Raw genomic sequence first — 16,131 nt, 5'->3', positions numbered from 1 at the left:
ATGATTGCGGGAATTCGAGCGTTTGAGGAAAGGTAACCGAATAGTGCGACGTCGTGAAGCCCGGCCCCAGGGCACCGGCACCGCTGCACCCGGTGAGGCGCGTCACGGGGGAGACCCCGAAGGGACTCCCCGCCACATGAACGCGCCCAAAGGGCTGCCGCTGTGGCTGAAGATTGTCACGGGTGTCGTCTCAGTGGCCCTCGTCGCCGGAGTTGCCTTCGCCGCTTTCTGGTTCATCCGGTTGCAGAACAACATCACCAAAGCGCCCTTGAGCGCAGGGGATTCCCGGGACACCGGTGAGGCCGTGGTCAACGACAAATCGGACCGGCTGCAGATCCTGATCCTCGGCTCGGATACCCGCGATGGCAAGAACTCCCAATACGGCTCATCCGAGGACTCAACAGGGTACGGCCACTCCGACGTGATGATGCTGCTGGACATTTCGGCCGACAATAAGCGGGTCAGCGTCATGAGTTTCCCCCGCGACCTGCTGGTGGACGTGCCGCAATGCACTGATCGCACCACCAACCAGACGTTCCCGGCGCGCAGTGGCGTCATGATCAATGAGGCCATGGCCGAAGCCGGCATCGGCTGCGCAGTGGACACCATCAACAAACTCACGGGCCTCACCGTGGACCACTTCATGATGGCGGATTTCAATGCCGTGAAGGAACTTTCCAAGGCAATCGGCGGGGTGGATGTCTGCGTCAGCGATCCGGTCTTCGACCCCGACTCCGGCCTGCGGCTGGCCAAGGGAAATTCCCAGGTGGAGGGCGAGCAGGCGCTGGCATTCCTCCGTACCCGCCACGCTTTTGGAGACGGTGGAGACCTGGGCCGTATCAAGGGCCAGCAGGCGTTCCTTTCCTCCCTGACCCGAAAGTTGAAGGACGAGGGAACCCTTGGCAACCCCCAGCGCCTTCTCCAGATTGCGGACGTTGTGACGCAGAACCTGACCGTTGATGAGGGTCTGGCATCCGTGCCTACCCTCCTGACCATCGGCGGGAGGCTCAAGGACATCGACGTTTCCAAGGTGGCTTTCGTTTCGGTGCCCACTCAGGCCGCTGCCATCGATCCGAACAGGCTTGAATTGGTGGAGCCGCAGGCGTCGCAGCTGTTTGCAGCGCTGCGCGCCGATCTGGACCTGACGAATCCAGGGGCCACCGCCACGCCTGCGCCCGGTGACCCGACGGCCGCTCCCACCAGTGCACCTCCTGCCCCACCCGCGTACGATATGGCGCTCCAGCCTGTAGCCGTCGCCAACGGCAGCGGGATCGGCACAAGGGCGCAGGAGATCCTCGGAGTCCTGACCAGCAACGGTTTTGCCCAGTCCGTCTCCTACTTGGCCAACCCCGTTGATCAGACCGTGGTCTATTACGGTCCCGAATTCGCTGATGTCGCCACCGATGTCGCTACTTTGTTCGGGATCCCGGCGACGCAGGTCCAACAGGCGCCGGGCGTGACCGGAGTCCAGCTGTACATCGGTACGGACTTTGGCACGGGAACCGCCTACGGTGCGGCCTCGGTCCCCGACGACGTCGTCAACCAGACGGCCAGCGATGCGGTCTGCCAGCAGGTCAACCCGCTGTACATCACCCAATAGGCAAATTCTTTCGTCAACAAAATCGGCCGGGCCCACGAGGGCCCGGCCGATTTTGTTGGACGTCCTTACCAGATGCTGACACGCTCGGCCGGGTCCATCCACATCCTGTCCTGTTCCGTCACTGCGAATGCCTCGTGGAAAGCGTCGAGGTTACGGGCAATGGCGTTGGTACGGAATTCGTTGGGGGAGTGGGGGTCCGTGGCGAGCCTGCGGATCGCTTCTTCGGCCCTGATGACCTGGCGCCAGCCCGCTGCCCAGGACATAAAGAACCGCTGCTGGCCTGTGAAGCCATCGATGACCTCCGGCTCCGCCCCGTCAAGGCTCAGCTGATATGCCTTGTACGCGATCGTCAGACCTCCAAGGTCGCCGATGTTCTCGCCGAGGGTCAGCTTGCCGTTCACTGTGTGGCCGGGCGCGGCATAGGGGGAGAGTGCGTCGTACTGCGCCACGAGCTTGGCCGTGCGGGTCTCGAATGCTGCGCGGTCCTCTTCGGTCCACCAGTTGCGCAGCGCCCCGCTGCCGTCGAACTGAGAGCCCTGGTCGTCGAAACCATGGCCTATTTCGTGACCGATGACGGCGCCGATGCCGCCGTAGTTGACGGCATCGTCGGCCTCGGCGTTGAAGAACGGAGGCTGCAGGATGGCTGCCGGGAAGACGATCTCGTTCAGCATGGGGTGGTAATAGGCGTTGACGGTCTGGGGGGTCATGAGCCACTTGTCCAAGTCGACGGGCTTGCCCACCTCGTCAAGGTGCCGCTCGACGTCGGCGTCATGCGCACGCTCCACGTTGCCGAGGAGGTCGTTGGGATCGATCTCGACCGAAGAGTAGTCGATCCACTTTTCCGGAAAACCGATCTTGGGACGGAAAGCATCCAGCTTCTTGAGGGCTTCAGCCTTGGTAGCCTCACCCATCCACTCCAACGAGGTGATGCTTTGCCGGTAGGCCTCGATGAGGTTTGCTACGAGGGTCTGCATCCGCGCTTTGTGGCCCGCCGGGAAGTGGCGCTCCACGTAGATCTGGCCTACAGCCTCGCCGAGCGCGGCTTCCACGACGGCCACGCCGCGCTTCCAGCGCTCCTTGTTTTGGGGCGTACCGCTCAACGTTGTCCCGTAGAAGTCGAAGTTGGTGTCAACGAAGTCTGCTGAAAGGTAGGGCGCTGCGGAGGAAAGCACACGCAGCGTCAACCATTCCTTCCACGTGCTGAGGTCTTCGGACTCCAACAAAGCCGCAGCGCCGGTGAAGAAGTCCGGGGTGCTGACTACGATTTCGCTGCGCTTGGCCGCGTCGATGCGGGCAGCTTCGAACCAGTCATCCAGCAGCGGCAGCAGGCCCGCAGCTTCTTCGGCGGTTTTCAAGTTGTAGGTCTTCCGGGGATCGCGCAACGTGACGTTGTCCCAGTGGTGGGATGCGATGGCCTTTTCCAGCGCCACGATCCGGTCCGCAGCAGCGCCGGCGTCCGGAATGCCCGCCAAACCGAAGAGCTTGGCGATGTAGGCGTTGTAGGCGCTGACGATCGGAGCGAACTTTTCTTCGCGGTAATACGATTCGTCGGGGAGCCCGAGTCCGCCTTGGGCGATGTAGAGCAGGATCCGCTCCGGGTTGCCGGCGTCGGGTGCCGGATAGATCCCGAACAGTCCGGAGACGTCAGCGCGGAACAAGCGTCCGATGAGCCGCATCAACTCCTGCACTGATGTAACTCCACGCACTTCTTCGAGCCGGTCCCTGAGAGGGTCAAGTCCTTTGGCTTCGGCTGCCGCTTCGTCCATGAAGCTGGCGTAGAGCCCGCCGATTTTTTGTTCAACGCCGCTAGCCCCGGCGCCTTTGGCCGCGGCTTCCTCGATAATTGCTTTGACTGCCAACTCGGCTTCATCGCGCAAGGACGTGAAAGTACCTTCCAAGGGCCGGTCGTCCGGAATGGCAGTGCTGTTCAGCCAGGCTCCGTTGACGAACTGGTAGAGGTCGTCCTGAGGCCGGACGTTGCGGTCGATGTTGGAAAGAGTGATCCCCGACTGTGGCACTGTGGCTCCTTGAAGGGACGCTGCTGCCGGCGTTGCACCGCGCAGCGTCTGCATAGTGGACGTTGCATTGGGTGTTGCAATGTCATCATACGCACCGTGTTACTGTGATCATGTGCGTGCGGAAATGCTTCTTCTTAGCTGCCGCGGCGAGGCCTGAAAGCTAACTGAAAGCTGGGCCATCCTCGCCGCGGAGTTTCGTTGTGCCCGGCTAAGCTTTCACTTAGTTCTTACAGAAAGAAAAGGCCACACGTCATGCGTAATGCACAAAAGCCGTCCGGAATGCCCGTCCACCGCTACATTCCGTTCCAGGACCAAATCAAGGTTGAGGTTCCCGACCGCACGTGGCCGGACAAGGTCATCACCAAGGCCCCGCGTTGGTGTGCAGTAGACCTCCGTGACGGCAACCAGGCGCTGATCGATCCCATGAGCCCCGCACGCAAGCTGAAGATGTTCCAGCTGCTGGTGAAGATGGGCTTCAAGGAGATCGAGGTCGGTTTCCCGTCAGCTTCGCAGACAGACTTCGATTTTGTCCGTCAGCTGATCGAGGGCGGCCATATCCCGGATGACGTCACCATCCAGGTCCTGACCCAGGCACGCGAACACCTGATCGAACGCACGTATGAGTCTTTGGTAGGCGCAAAGCAAGCGATCGTCCACCTCTACAACTCGACGTCGGTCCTGCAGCGCAGGGTGGTCTTCAACCAGGATGAGGACGGAATCCTGGACATCGCCCTCCAGGGCGCGCGGTTGTGCAAGAAGTATGAGGAAACCCTCACCGATACCCACATCACTTACGAGTATTCGCCGGAGTCCTTCACCGGAACCGAACTCGAGTACGCCGCGCGTGTGTGCAACGCCGTCGCCGATGTCTTTGAGGCATCCTCCGACAAGCAGGTCATCATTAACCTGCCCGCGACGGTGGAGATGGCCACCCCCAACGTCTACGCGGACTCCATTGAATGGATGGACAGGAACCTCCACCCGCGCGAAGGCATCATTATCTCCCTGCACCCGCACAACGACCGCGGCACCGGCGTAGCTGCGGCGGAACTCGGTTACCTGGCCGGAGCAGACCGGATTGAGGGTTGCCTGTTTGGCAACGGTGAGCGGACCGGCAACGTGGACCTGGTGACCCTGGGCCTGAACATGTTCGTCCAGGGAGTCGATCCCATGATCGATTTCTCGGACATCGATGAGGTCCGTCGGACGGTGGAGTACTGCAACCAGCTGCCCGTGCCGGAGCGTTCTCCCTACGGCGGAGACCTCGTGTTCACGGCCTTCTCCGGGTCGCACCAGGACGCCATCAAGAAGGGCTTTGAGGCGCTGGAGAAGGACGCCGCGGCAGCCGGCGTGCCCGTCAGTGACTTCACGTGGCAGGTACCGTACCTGCCCATCGATCCCAAGGACCTGGGCCGCAGCTACGAAGCCGTCATCCGGGTCAACTCCCAGTCGGGCAAGGGAGGCGTGGCCTACCTGCTGAAAAATGAGCACAACCTCGACCTGCCGCGCCGTGCACAGATCGAATTCTCCGGCGTCATCCAACGCCGGACGGATGCTGTGGGCGGAGAAGTCAGCGGAGCCCAGCTCTGGCAGATTTTCCAGGACGAATACCTGCCCTCGGAAGAGGAGCAGGCACAGTGGGGCCGTTATTCCCTGGGCAGCGTCAGCACGGAGACAGACGAGTCCGGCGCCATGACCATGACTGCGAACCTCCGCATTGAAGGCGCCGAGGTCCGCCGAACGGGGCACGGCAACGGTCCGATCGCGGCCTTGCTGGACATCCTGCACCAGGACGGCGTTGACGTGCGCGTCCTGGACTACAGCGAACACGCACTGTCCGAGGGCGGCAGCGCCAGTGCCGCAGCATATGTTGAATGCGCCGTGGGGGATCGGGTTCTGTGGGGCGTCGGTATCGATCCCAGCACCACCACGTCATCCCTGAAGGCCTTGATTTCGGCAGTCAACAGGGCCGTCCGGGACGCCCAGGCCTAGGCTCCGGGGCCGTGCAGTGATGGGAAATATATCCGCTGCACGGCCCGGTGGTCTCCCCGCAGCCGTGTCGGTGCGAAGATAGGGTGTGGCCAATCAGTCCTCGTTCGCAGCCCGTTCCTACCGGGACGATGCCGTGGTGCTCCGCACCCATAAGCTCGGTGAGGCTGATCGCATCATCACCTTGCTGACCAAACATCACGGACAAGTCCGTGCCGTTGCCAAGGGCGTCCGCAGGACAAGCAGCCGGTTCGGCGCACGCTTGGAACCGTTCATGGTGGCAGACCTGCAACTGGTCTCCGGCCGGACCCTGGACATCGTGACACAGGCAGTGGCGAAGGGCGCTTACGGAAGCAGTATTGCCGCCGACTACAGCCGCTTTACCGTGGCAGCAGCCATGACGGAGACCGCGGAAAAGCTGACCGACGCCGACGCTGAGTCCGGCACGGCCCAATACAACCTGCTGGTGGGCGCCCTGGCGGCGTTGAGCCGATCGGATCATCCGCCGGAATTGATCCTGGATTCATACCTTTTGCGGGCCCTGGCCACGGGCGGATGGGCGCCGAGCTTTACCGATTGCTCCCGCTGCGGCAGGCCCGGCCCGCACACGGCTTTCTCAGCACCTTTGGGCGGCATGGTGTGCGGAGACTGTCGTCCGCCGGGTTCGCCGGCGCCGGCACCGGAGACTGTGGTGTTGCTGGCGGCCCTCCTGACCGGAGACTGGGCTGTTGCCGATGAATCGGATCTGCGGCATCGCCGGGAGGCCGCCGGGTTGGTGGCCAGTTACCTGCAATGGCATCTGGAGCGTGCCGTTAAATCCCTCAAACACGTGGAGCGAAGCTGACAGTGGCACTTGGAAAGAAAAGCAGGATTGCAGCACGGACCGCGCCTGTGGTTCCCCCGTACAAGCATCCTTCCGGCGCGCTCCCTCCCGATATCCCCCGGGAACTCATCCCACAGCACGTGGCGATCGTCATGGACGGCAACGGCCGGTGGGCCAACCAGCGGGGCCTGCCCCGCATCGAAGGACACAAAGCCGGCGAGCCGGCCCTGTTGGATGTCATGGCCGGAGCCATCGAGCTCGGAATCAAGTATGTGAGTGTCTACGCTTTTTCGACGGAGAACTGGCGGAGGTCACCGGAGGAAGTTCGCTTCCTCATGGGTTTTAACAAGGACGTGCTGCGCCGGCAGCGGAACCAACTGGACGAATGGGGTGTGCGGATCCGCTGGGCGGGTCGCCGGCCCAAGCTGTGGGGCTCGGTGATCCGGGAGCTTGAAGAGGCCGAGGAGTACACCCGCGCCAACGACACCTGCACGTTGACCATGTGTGTTAATTACGGTGGCCGCGCGGAAATCGCGGACGCCGTCTCGGCCATCGCACACGATGTTGCGTCCGGCGTGCTCAAGCCGGGATCCGTGAATGAGCGGACCATCCAGAAGTACTTGGATGAACCCGATCTCCCGGATGTGGACCTCTTCCTGCGCAGCTCAGGTGAGCAGCGCCTTTCGAACTTCCTCTTGTGGCAGTCCGCTTATGCCGAGTTTGTTTTCTTGGATACCCTTTGGCCCGATGTTGACCGGCGCACGCTGTGGGACGCCGTCGAAATCTATGCCAAGCGCGACCGGCGCTACGGGGGAGCGGTGGACGCGGCACCTGGGGCTAAATAGCGCAGGCGTGCTTCTTCCGCGGAGTCCTCATGTCGCCGTCGGGCCCTAACGCCGTCGGGCCTTAGTAGGGGTAGGACTGAAGCCACACCGCTACGTCCCGGTAGGCCTGTTCCCGCACGCTCCTGCGGGAGAGGAACACGTCATGCAACGCACCCGGGTACCGGAAGACCGCGGTTCGACGGCCCAGCCCCAACGCGCGTCTGGCCGTCTCTTCAACATCGATCACCGCGTCTGCCCGCATGAGGTCTGCTGTCCATTCGGCCTGGATCCTGGTTCGCCCGGACAGCAGCACCAGGACGGGTGAGTCGATGTTGAGTTTGCGTTCAACAGCGCTGTGGCCCGCCAGGACTGCCTTGGTCCAGCCGGCGCGGATGGGGAATGACGTTCGTGGCCGCCACACGGGATCGAGTGACCACTCACCATGGGCTTCGCTGCTGACACTTTCCCAATAGGCTGGCATGTCCGGAAACCGGAAGGGGCGCTTGGGGTCAGTGCGTGCAAAAGGCTCGATGAGATGCACGGCCACGCTGCGGACCAGGCTGCTGCCCTGCAGTTCCAGCCACGGGGAGTTCAGTACCAATGTGCCGATCCGTCCGGGATTACGGTCCGCCCACAGGGAAGCTATGAGGCCGCCCAGGCTGTGGGCCAACACATGGATGGTTGGTGGCGCCGTGTCTCCGGTGCGCTCGGCTATGTCGCGTTCAATGGCGGCCAACGCAACGTCCAGGTCTTCGTCGTAGACGGCAAGGTCAGCTGTGTATCCAGGAGTCTGCCCGGGTAGAAGGCTGCGCCCGAACTTGCGGAGGTCCACTGCATAGAAGTGGAAGCCGGAAGCTGTGAGGTACTCGGCGAGCTCAGTCTGCAGGAAATAGTCCGCCCAGCCGTGCAGATAAAGAACGGCCCGTGGTGCTCCGGACGGGTCGGCAGGAACGTGGCGGCGGCGACGCTTGGCGAATGCGGACAAATAGTCCAGGAGGCCGTGCGGGGCCGGGGAAGCGGGCGCAGGATGATGCCGGACGAGCGTGGCTTTGACCTCGCCCTCCTCGTCCGGCGTCAAAGGAAGATCGAGGCGTTCGTATCCGTAGCCCAAAAAGTCCGGCTGCCACGTCGCAACAGCTTCCCCCGTGGTAGTCATGTGTCTCCCTTCTCCTGAGTTCCCAACGGGCCGGTTTCCATGTAACCGTGGATCCAGCGTGCCAGCCTGGCGTAGGCGTCTTCCCGTACTTTGGGGGCAGAAAGGAACACGTCGTGCAGCCCGCCTTCCACCCTTTCCAAGGTCACGCTTCGGCCCAGCGCCATGACCCTCGCCGCAATGACGTCCACATCGAGCACTGCGTCCGAACGGCGCATGGACTCCTGCCAGACCATGCCGTTCGCGCTGGCAGCCGATGTCAGCACCAACACGGGAATGTCCAGTTCCAACCCGCGGTCAACCTTCGCATGACCGGCGAGGACTGCCCGCAGCCAACCGGCCCGGACAGGGAACGCAAACGGTGGCCGGTACCGTTCGTCCAGCGGCCACTCTCCTTCAGCGGTAATGCTGATACTCCGGAAGTAGAAGCCCCGTTCGGGAAGCCTGAGGACCATCTCGGGGCGGAACCGGGCCAATGGAGTCACCATGGCCTGGGCGGCCCGCCGTCCAAACCTGTTCCCGTGCATCTCCAGCCAAGGGCTGTTCAGGATCAGATACTGGACGCTGCCGGGGTGGCGGCTGGCCCAGAGGGCAGCGACGAGGCCCCCGGTGGAGTGGCCCATGAGGGCAATGCCGGGCTGTTCCGAGCCGGTGTGGTCCGCCTTGATGATGTCCAAGGCCATGGTGATCTCGGCATCATAGTCCGCAAGGTCGGCGACATAGCCGCCGGTGGTTGCTTCGTCCAGGTTGCGTCCGTGATTGTGCATGTCGAGCGCGTAGAACTCGTAACCCATGCGGGCCCAGAACCTGGCGAGGTCCTTGTTGAAGAAGTAGTCGCTCCAGCCGTGCAGGAAGAGCACTGCGCCGTGCACGGTGCGCGGTTTCCCGGTTCCTGCCGCGAGGGAGTCCGGGCGGTATCGAACTACGGTGGCGCGACGCATGGTGCCGTCGGCTCCGGATGTTTCTATGGTGCAGGACTGGAAGTCCGCGCCGAGGATGTCTGTAGCCCATTCCATGGCTTCAGCTTAGACATTCAGGGCTGCGTCCCGCGCGGCAGCCCGGCCGCTGAACAGGCAGCCGCCGAGGAACGTTCCTTCCAAGGCGCGGTAACCATGTATTCCGCCTCCGCCGAAGCCGGCGGCTTCGCCTGCTGCGTAAAGACCGTCGATCGCCTGGCCCCCGTCATTGAGCACCCGTGAGCGAAGATCCGTTTGGAGTCCGCCGAGGCTCTTTCGGGTAACGACCGAGAGGCGGACGGCAATGAGCAGACCGTGCGCGGGGTCCGCCAGGCGGTGTGGGGGAGTCACCCTCATGAGCCTGTCCACGGAGAATCTGCGGGCGGCGTGAATGGCGGCCAGCTGCGGGTCTTTGCCCAGGCCGCTTTCCACCTGCCGGTCCCTTGCCAGCACAATCCGGCCAAGAGAGTCGGCATTGATGAGTCCGGAGCCCGCCAAGTCGTTCATCCGTCCAGCCAATTCAGCTACGGACGCGGCCTGGACAAAGTCTGCACCGCGCTCAAGGAAGCGCTCAATAGGCGTATCGCCCCGGGGCTTCAAGCGGGTCAGCAGCAGCCTGACGTCCTTGCCCGTCAGGTCGGGGTTTTGCTCCGAGCCTGAGAGAGCCAGCTCCTTGAGCGCGATGGTCCGGTTCAAGACGAACCACGAGTACCCGTGTCCCGTGGACACGATATGCCGTAATGCCCCTTGGGAATCGAAACCCGGGAACAGCGGAGCGGGCAGTTGCCTTCCGCGGGCGTCCAACCATAGGGATGAAGGACCGGGAAGGATGCGGATGCCATGCTTTGGCCAGACGGGATCGTAGTTGTGAATGCCTTCGGGGTAGTGCCACATCCGGTCGCCGTTGATCAGCGAAGCGCCAACGCGCTGTACGACATCGAGGAACTCCCCGTCGACGGAGGCAGGCACGCCACTGAGCATTTCCCTCGGCGGGGTGCCCGGCCACTGCCGGCGGACGGCCTCGTGATTGCCGCCTATGCCCCCGGTGGTCACCACGGTCGCGCCCGCCTCGGCCTCGAAGTGCCCGACGACGGTACGCGTCGAACGCTGGCCGCGGACCGCCGTCGTAGGTTCCAAAACGTCACCGGAGACTCCGGTGACGCTGCCCGATGACGTCAGGAGGGCTGTAGCCCGATGCCGGAAGTTAAGGGACACCCTGCCCTTTTCCACGCCTTCACGCACCTTGGCCGCGAAAGGCTCGACGACGGCGGGTCCGGTACCCCACGCGACATGGAACCTCGGAACGGAGTTTCCATGCCCTTGTGGCCCGTACCCGCCACGTTCAGCCCACTGGACGAGCGGAAAGAAGCCGACGCCCAGGCTCCGGAGCCATGAGCGTTTTTCACCGGAGGCGAAGTCCACATAGGCGGCTGCCCACTGACGGGCCATGGCATCTTCGGGCCGGTCGAAGGCGGCTGACGCCATCCAGTCGCCGAGGGCGAGTTCGGTACTGTCCCGTACGCCGAGGCGGCGTTGTTCCGGCGTGTCGACCATGAAGAGTCCGCCAAAGGACCAGGGTGCCTGGCCGCCCAGCGAAGCGGCCGGCTCCTGGTCGAAAATTGCCACCCGTTTACCTGCGGCATAGGCGGTAGCGGCGGCCACGAGCCCCGAAAGGCCGGCGCCGACCACCACCACGTCAGCGGTGAACCGCCCATTCTGGTGTGCGCTGCTTCCCTGTACCGGCATGGCTACATGCTAGCCCCGGCAGGTCATGGGTTTGGCGAGCAGTGCGGAAACCGGAAAACTAGGAACATGCGTGTTTACCCCACCTTCTTCAAGCTCGCCTTCTCCTGGATGGATGCCGAGAAAGCACACAAGATCGGCTTCACTGCCATCCGGACGGCGCACCGTACCGGAGCAGGGCGGATCCTGGCCAAGCTGACTGCTCCGGATCCCTCCCTCCGCACTCAGGCGCTGGGTCTGACGTTTCCCTCGCCCTTCGGCCTCGCTGCAGGTTTCGACAAAGAGGGCCATGGCATTGAGGCTCTCGCCGAGCTTGGGTTCGGACACATCGAGGTGGGCACCATCACGGGGCAGGCGCAGCCGGGAAACGAGAAGCCGCGGCTATTCCGTTTGATTGAGGACAAAGCGGTCATCAACCGGATGGGCTTCAACAACGACGGTGCCGCCGCCGTGGCCCCCAGGCTCAAGTCCGCGCGGGCAGCCCTGCAGCGGGTACACGCAGGCGTCCGGCCGGTGATCGGGGTCAACATCGGCAAGACCAAGGTGGTGGAACTGGACGACGCTACCGAGGACTACTTGATCAGCGCACGCAGCCTCGCACCAGCCGCGGATTACCTGGTGGTCAATGTCAGCTCGCCCAATACTCCGGGCCTGCGGTTGCTCCAGAACGTGGAGACCCTTCGTCCTTTGCTCAGGGCCGTCGGCGATGCCGCGGACGAGGCCGCCGGCAGGCACGTTCCGCTGTTGGTCAAGATCGCTCCCGACCTCAGTGATGAAGACATCGACGACGTCGCACGGCTGGCGCTTGACCTCAAGCTTGACGGCATCATCGCCACCAACACCACCATCGGGCGGGAAGGCCTGGTCAGTGATCCGGAAAAGGTCGCGGCACTTGGCGCCGGCGGTCTATCCGGAGCCCCCCTGAAGCAGCGGTCCCTTCAGGTCTTGCGGCGCTTGAAAAAGGCGGTGGGGGACCAGATTGTCCTCATTGCCGTCGGCGGCGTGCAGACGGCAAACGACGTGCAGGAACGTCTTGACGCCGGAGCGACGCTGGTCCAGGGTTACACAGCTTTCCTCTACGAAGGACCGTTCTGGGCTGCCCGTATCAACAGGGATCTCGCAAAGCTCCGCAAGCGGGCCTCCCACTAAGACCGGCGGCTTCTGGGCAAGCAATTCAGGGCAAGGAAAAGGCCCCGGACCATTGGCTGATTGCCAGGGTCCGGGGCCACGTCTTAATGGCGGTCCGCTAGGAAGGGTACTGTCCGCGCTTGACCTGCGGTTTGGGCAGGCGCAGTTTGCGGAACTGGAGTGCGCGCATGCACCCATACCAGACACTGCCACGCTCCACCTCGCCGAACTTGGCCATCAGGCGCTTGCGGAGTTGGCGGGAAAGAATAAAGACGTCAACGAACACGGCCAGGAACATGATCCAGAAGCCCACCAGGACATAGGTGATCTGCGCACTGTTGGTCGGCACCACCAGGGAGACCACTACGAACAGCAGGGCACCGAACATCAGGTACTCGCCCAGCGTGAAGCGGGCATCGACGTAGTCCCGGACAAAGCGCTTCTGCGGTCCCTTGTCCCGCAGCGGCAGGTACTTCTCGTCGCCGGTGTCCAATGCCTGGCGCATCTTTTGGCGCTGGTCCTGAATCGCCACACGCTCGGCTTCCTTGGAAGCCTTGCGGTCGGTGGGTACCAGAGGGCGCTTGCGGGCGGCCTCCTGGACTTTCCGCTTGGGCGTAGGGGCGCCCTTTCCGACAACCGGCTCCGTGGAGGCGGCGTGGGCCTGGTCTACTACTGATTGAGCGCTGGGCTCTTCCTTTTTGCGTCCGAACACCACTCAAGAATACAGCGCGGGCAGGTGGCGCAGGTTACGTTGGCCGCAAGGCCCCGGCGGTAAGGTGAGCAGCATGACTTCAGCACACGCGGAGATCCCGCAGAACCAGCAAGGGAACGCAGGCCACACCGGGGTCGCTTCCCCGGCAGTCGACGGAGTGGACGGCCACGCATTGTCCGAGGCCGTCAACGCCGCCTTTGACGCAACAATCTCATCACTTAAGGAACTCGTAGCCATCCCCGGAATTGCCTGGGCCAGCTTCGATCCCGCCGAACTGGACCGGAGCGCAGAGGCAGTTGCGGCCATGGTCCGCGCTGCGGGTATGCAGGACGTCCGCATCCTGCGGTCGGCCAAGGCCGATGGCACCAACGGGGGTCCCGCCGTCGTCGCCCGTCGCGAAGCCCGGGACGGCAAGCCCACCATCCTGCTGTACGCGCACCACGATGTCCAGCCGCCGGGAGACCGCGCACTGTGGAATTCGGAACCGTTTGTCGCTGAGGAGCGTGACGGACGCCTTTACGGCAGGGGAGCGGCGGATGACAAGGCCGGCATCATGGCCCATTTGGCTGCGTATGCAGCTGCAGTAAAGGTCCTCGGCGATGAGTTCGGCCTGGGCGTGACCTTCTTCTTCGAAGGAGAGGAAGAAGCCGGTTCGCCCACCTTCCGGACGTTCCTGGAAGAACACCGCGAACTCCTGCGTGCCGATGTGATTGTGGTTGCAGACTCCAGCAACTGGAAAGTAGGCGTCCCGGCACTGACCACCAGCCTCCGCGGCCTCGTCGACGGTACGTTCGAAGTGCGGGTCCTGGAGCACGCCGTGCACTCGGGAATGTTCGGCGGTCCCGTCCTGGACGCGCCAACCCTTCTTGCCAGGCTTATCGCTACCCTCCATGACGACGACGGCACTGTGGCCGTTGCCGGACTTGTATCCAAGGACGACGTGAAAGTGGACCTCACCGAAGAGGACTACCGGGCTGACGCTTCAGTGCTCGACGGCGTTCGGCTCGCCGGCAGCGGGACCCTGGCTTCCCGGCTGTGGACGAAACCCGCGCTCTCCATCATTGGCATGGATGTTCCGGCTGTGGATGTGGCCTCCAACACCCTCATCCCGGCAGCCCGGGCCAAATTCAGTATGCGGCTCGCACCGGGCCAGGACCCCGACGATGCCATGGAGGCTTTGAAGGCCCACCTTGAAGCCAATGCTCCCTTCGGTGCCAAGGTCACTTTCACCCCGGGGGAGCGGGGCAACGCCTTCTCAACGGATACAGGCTCTGCTGCGGCCCAGGTAGCCCTGTGGGCGTTGGGTGAGTCGTGGGGTGTCAAGCCCGTGGAGATGGGCATTGGCGGGTCCATACCCTTCATCGCCGACTTGATGGAGGTATATCCCGAGGTGCAGATCCTGGTGACTGGCGTGGAGGACCCGGATTCGCGGGCCCACAGCGCCAATGAGTCCCTCCACATTGAGGACTTCCGCCATGCAGTGCTGGCCGAGGCCCTGATGCTTGCACGCCTGAATGTCGAAGGCCTGGGGTCCTAGCCGCAACGTTTGTCCGGCGAAGCCCGGCGGGCGCCCAGAGGGGTCCGCCGGGAACAAGTCCGTGCATGGCGCGGTTACGTCAGGGAGTTATAGCTATGCGTCCGCGCGACGTAGCATGGAGCTATAACCCGTACGTAATTGGGTAAGGGCAGGCTGCGTCCCCGGCGCCGCTGCCAAGCGCGTTATAAGAAGGTAGGCCAATGAGCACTGCAACCAACGAAAACAGCACTGGAGCCGAGCTCGCCCCGAGCGATGAGCTTCCCACGCACGAGGTCAACCTGACCGAGGTCGCAGCAGGCAAGGTCCGCAGCCTCCTCGAGCAGGAAGGGCGCACCGATCTGCGGCTTCGTGTTGCAGTCCAGCCCGGTGGCTGCTCCGGTCTGATCTACCAGCTCTACTTCGACGAGCGTCTGCTTGATGGCGATGCCGTCCGTGACTACGACGGCGTCGAGGTGGTAGTAGACAAGATGAGCGTTCCTTACCTCAGCGGAGCGAGCATCGACTTCGAAGACACCATTTCGAAGCAGGGGTTCACCATCGACAACCCCAACGCCGGCGGCTCGTGCGCCTGCGGCGATTCGTTCCACTGATCCGAGCTAGCAGCCTCATGTCGGCGCCGTCCCGGTCGCGTTTCATCGCGTTCGGAGCCACGGCGCCGACATGTGCGCGAAAACCGCTTCATAGCGGTAAGCTCTACATCGGGTAGTAAAACTTTTAGTGTGCCCGGAGGGCCTTCGGCCTGCCGGGAGACAGCAACAAGAGGAAGGGCCGTCTGTGAGTTCGCAGAACCGAACCGGCAGCCGACGCATAAAGATCACTTCGATCACTGGCTTGGCACTAGCCGGCGCGTTGGTTTTGACCGGATGTTCACCAGAGGTAGAGAAGGGTTGGCTGCCTACAGAGCGCGGCACCACCAACCACACTGACCGGATCATGGACCTCTGGGTCAACTCATGGATCGCCGCCTTGGCAGTCGGTATTATCACGTGGGGCCTGTTGGTCTGGTGCATCATTGCCTACCGCCGCCGTAAGGGCACCACCGGTTTCCCGAAGCAGCTCAGCTACAACCTGCCGCTCGAGGTCTTCTACTTGACCATCCCGCTGTTCATGGTGCTGGTGTTCTTCTACTTCACCGACCAGGACCAGCGTGCGATCGATGACCGCTCGCAGCCTGCCGACGTCGTTGTTGATGTCCGTGGCAAGCAGTGGGCTTGGGACTTCAACTACAAGCAGGGCCAGGTCATCACCGAAGATGTTCACGAGGCCGGCGTGCAGGCGCACCTTACTGGCAATGAAGTCAACAAGGAACTGCTCCCCACCCTGTACTTGCCGGTCAACAAGTCCGTTGACCTGGAGCTCAACTCCCGCGATGTCATCCACTCTTTCTGGGTCCCCGCCTTCCTTCAGAAGCGCGACATGATCCCGGGTAAGACCAACCACATCCGGTTCACGCCCACCAAGGAAGGCACCTTCGACGGCAAGTGTGCTGAACTCTGCGGTGAGTACCACTCCGAAATGCTTTTCCGCGTCAAGGTTGTGTCCGAGTCTGAGTTCAAGGCTCACATGGACCAGCTCCGCCAGGAAGGCAACACTGGCCTGCTCGGTGCGGAATATGACCGCAACCCGAACCTGAACGCAACCAAGTAAG

General features: G+C 63.0%; 13 protein-coding genes. 8 read left to right on the top strand and 5 right to left on the bottom strand.

What is annotated here, in order from left to right; translation table 11 throughout:
* Positions 1–136 precede the first annotated feature (136 nt).
* Positions 137–1,600: an LCP family protein gene (locus AUR_RS01575; protein WP_241650840.1), complete on the top strand. Its 1,464-nt coding sequence runs from the start codon at positions 137–139 to the stop codon at positions 1,598–1,600.
* A gap of 65 nt (positions 1,601–1,665) precedes the next feature.
* On the opposite strand, the gene AUR_RS01570 is transcribed toward AUR_RS01575, so the two are convergent.
* Positions 1,666–3,618, bottom strand: coding sequence for a M13 family metallopeptidase (locus tag AUR_RS01570; protein WP_031215961.1), 1,953 nt, complete (start codon positions 3,616–3,618; stop codon positions 1,666–1,668).
* 252 nt (positions 3,619–3,870) lie between these two features.
* On the opposite strand from AUR_RS01570, the gene leuA reads away from it, so the two are divergent.
* The 3 genes from leuA (at position 3,871) to AUR_RS01555 (ending at position 7,275) form a co-directional block, all read left to right on the top strand.
* Complete coding sequence (leuA, locus tag AUR_RS01565) at positions 3,871–5,610, top strand: 2-isopropylmalate synthase (RefSeq protein ID WP_021470559.1); 1,740 nt, start codon at positions 3,871–3,873, stop codon at positions 5,608–5,610.
* Between the two features lie 85 nt (positions 5,611–5,695).
* Complete coding sequence (gene recO, locus AUR_RS01560; RefSeq protein ID WP_021470558.1) at positions 5,696–6,451, top strand: DNA repair protein RecO; 756 nt, start codon at positions 5,696–5,698, stop codon at positions 6,449–6,451.
* Between the two features lie 2 nt (positions 6,452–6,453).
* A complete protein-coding gene (locus AUR_RS01555; protein WP_021470557.1) occupies positions 6,454–7,275 on the top strand; it encodes an isoprenyl transferase in 822 nt (273 codons plus the stop codon).
* 61 nt (positions 7,276–7,336) lie between these two features.
* Here the strand turns inward: AUR_RS01555 and AUR_RS01550 are convergent, their stop codons facing one another.
* The 3 genes from AUR_RS01550 to AUR_RS01540 are packed head-to-tail and all read right to left on the bottom strand — an operon-like array spanning position 7,337 to position 11,109.
* Positions 7,337–8,410, bottom strand: coding sequence for an alpha/beta hydrolase (locus tag AUR_RS01550; RefSeq protein WP_021470556.1), 1,074 nt, complete (start codon positions 8,408–8,410; stop codon positions 7,337–7,339).
* Positions 8,407–9,423, bottom strand: a complete 1,017-nt coding sequence (locus AUR_RS01545) for an alpha/beta hydrolase (protein WP_062096904.1) — start codon at positions 9,421–9,423, stop codon at positions 8,407–8,409. The genes AUR_RS01550 and AUR_RS01545 overlap by 4 nt, the downstream gene beginning before the upstream one ends.
* Positions 9,424–9,432: 9 nt before the next feature.
* Positions 9,433–11,109 carry an FAD-binding dehydrogenase gene (locus tag AUR_RS01540; protein ID WP_062096903.1) on the bottom strand — a complete coding sequence of 559 codons (1,677 nt, stop codon included), beginning with the start codon at positions 11,107–11,109 and terminating at the stop codon, positions 9,433–9,435.
* Between the two features lie 66 nt (positions 11,110–11,175).
* On the opposite strand from AUR_RS01540, the gene AUR_RS01535 reads away from it, so the two are divergent.
* A complete protein-coding gene (locus AUR_RS01535) occupies positions 11,176–12,255 on the top strand; it encodes a quinone-dependent dihydroorotate dehydrogenase (protein ID WP_021470553.1) in 1,080 nt (359 codons plus the stop codon).
* Positions 12,256–12,352: 97 nt separating this feature from the next.
* Here the strand turns inward: AUR_RS01535 and AUR_RS01530 are convergent, their stop codons facing one another.
* A complete protein-coding gene (locus AUR_RS01530) occupies positions 12,353–12,946 on the bottom strand; it encodes a DUF3043 domain-containing protein (protein WP_021470552.1) in 594 nt (197 codons plus the stop codon).
* Positions 12,947–13,019: 73 nt separating this feature from the next.
* Between AUR_RS01530 and AUR_RS01525 the strand changes: the two genes are divergently transcribed.
* The 3 genes from AUR_RS01525 (at position 13,020) to ctaC (ending at position 16,130) form a co-directional block, all read left to right on the top strand.
* The gene (locus AUR_RS01525) at positions 13,020–14,483 is read left to right on the top strand and encodes a dipeptidase (protein ID WP_062096902.1); all 1,464 of its coding nucleotides are present in this window, start codon (positions 13,020–13,022) and stop codon (positions 14,481–14,483) included.
* Positions 14,484–14,683: 200 nt separating this feature from the next.
* The gene (locus AUR_RS01520) at positions 14,684–15,073 is read left to right on the top strand and encodes a HesB/IscA family protein (protein WP_021470550.1); all 390 of its coding nucleotides are present in this window, start codon (positions 14,684–14,686) and stop codon (positions 15,071–15,073) included.
* A gap of 184 nt (positions 15,074–15,257) precedes the next feature.
* Positions 15,258–16,130 carry an aa3-type cytochrome oxidase subunit II gene (gene ctaC, locus AUR_RS01515; protein ID WP_062096901.1) on the top strand — a complete coding sequence of 291 codons (873 nt, stop codon included), beginning with the start codon at positions 15,258–15,260 and terminating at the stop codon, positions 16,128–16,130.
* Position 16,131: the final 1 nt, after the last annotated feature.

It is taken from the genome of Paenarthrobacter ureafaciens (genome assembly GCF_004028095.1).
GTDB lineage: Bacteria > Actinomycetota > Actinomycetes > Actinomycetales > Micrococcaceae > Arthrobacter > Arthrobacter ureafaciens.
This window is presented reverse-complemented; position numbering and strand designations above follow the sequence as displayed.

Coding starts and splice junctions, on each gene's coding strand:
- leuA (WP_021470559.1), top strand. CDS start 3,871: ATGCGTAATGCACAAAAGCCGTCCGGAATGCCCGTCCACCGCTACATT.
- AUR_RS01575 (WP_241650840.1), top strand. CDS start 137: ATGAACGCGCCCAAAGGGCTGCCGCTGTGGCTGAAGATTGTCACGGGT.
- AUR_RS01550 (WP_021470556.1), bottom strand. CDS start 8,410: ATGACTACCACGGGGGAAGCTGTTGCGACGTGGCAGCCGGACTTTTTG.
- AUR_RS01535 (WP_021470553.1), top strand. CDS start 11,176: ATGCGTGTTTACCCCACCTTCTTCAAGCTCGCCTTCTCCTGGATGGAT.
- AUR_RS01525 (WP_062096902.1), top strand. CDS start 13,020: ATGACTTCAGCACACGCGGAGATCCCGCAGAACCAGCAAGGGAACGCA.
- AUR_RS01540 (WP_062096903.1), bottom strand. CDS start 11,109: ATGCCGGTACAGGGAAGCAGCGCACACCAGAATGGGCGGTTCACCGCT.
- AUR_RS01520 (WP_021470550.1), top strand. CDS start 14,684: ATGAGCACTGCAACCAACGAAAACAGCACTGGAGCCGAGCTCGCCCCG.
- AUR_RS01545 (WP_062096904.1), bottom strand. CDS start 9,423: ATGGAATGGGCTACAGACATCCTCGGCGCGGACTTCCAGTCCTGCACC.